At 61.1% G+C, this 1,071-nt stretch carries 1 pseudogene; it reads left to right on the top strand.

The features are described from left to right. Positions 1 to 109: 109 nt before the first annotated feature. Positions 110 to 1,052 (top strand): annotated as a pseudogene (locus HT737_RS18130) (AEC family transporter). Positions 1,053 to 1,071 lie beyond the last annotated feature (19 nt).

Raw genomic sequence — 1,071 nt, 5'->3', positions numbered from 1 at the left:
GCGAATTCCACTGTAGGAGCTGCCGCAGGCTGCGATCTTTTGATCTTCAATGGCAACTCAGTGGCTTATCATTAGCCCCTGACGACGCTCACCCAAAGGCTCCCCCGGCATGCTGGCAATCTTCCTCGAAACCCTGAACATCACCGCGCCGGTGTTTGCCATGCTGTTTCTGGGGGTGCTGCTCAAGCGCATCGACTGGATCAACGACAACTTCATCCACACCGCCTCCTCGCTGGTATTCAACGTCAGCATGCCGGCGCTGCTGTTTCTCGGCATCCTGCATGCCGACCTGCACGCCGCGTTGCAACCGGCGCTGCTCATCTATTTCGCCCTCGCCACGCTGGTCAGTTTTGCCCTGGCCTGGGGCTGGGCGATTTTCCGCTGCCCGCGTGAAGACCGGGGCATCTACACCCAAGGCGCGTTTCGCGGCAACAACGGCGTGATCGGCCTGGCGCTGGCGGCGAGCATGTATGGCGACTACGGGATTTCCCTAGGCGCGATTCTCGCGGCGCTGGTGATCCTGTTCTACAACACCCTGTCGACCATCGTGCTGGCGGTGTACAGCCCGGTGATCAAGTCCGATCCGTGGAGCATCTGCAAAAGCGTGGTCAGCAATCCACTGATTATCAGCGTGATCGCGGCGGCGCCGTTCGCTTATTTCAAGATCGGTCTGCCGGGCTGGCTGGAAACCTCCGGCCAGTACCTGGCGCAAACCACGCTGCCGCTGGCCCTGATCTGCATTGGCGGTACGCTGTCGCTGGCGGCGCTGCGCAAAAGCGGCAACATGGCGCTCAGCTCGAGTCTGGTGAAGATGATCGGCCTGCCGGTGATTGCCACGCTGTGCGCATGGCTGTGGGGATTTCGCGGGGCGGAGCTGGGGATTTCTGTTTCTGTACTTCGGCAGCCCGACCGCCGCCGCCAGTTTCGTTATGGCCCGTGCGGCGCAGGGCAATCATGAGCTGGCAGCGGCGATCATTGTGCTGACCACGCTGATGGCGGCGGTGACCACCAATATCGGGATCTTTCTGTTGCAGTGGGGTGGGTGGATCTGAAGGGCAAGATCAAAAGATC

Source organism: Pseudomonas sp. MD195_PC81_125 (assembly GCF_014060985.1).
Classification (GTDB): Bacteria; Pseudomonadota; Gammaproteobacteria; order Pseudomonadales; family Pseudomonadaceae; genus Aquipseudomonas; species Aquipseudomonas parakoreensis.
The sequence above is the reverse complement of the archived record's forward strand: the minus strand, read 5'-3'. Positions and strand labels throughout refer to the sequence as shown.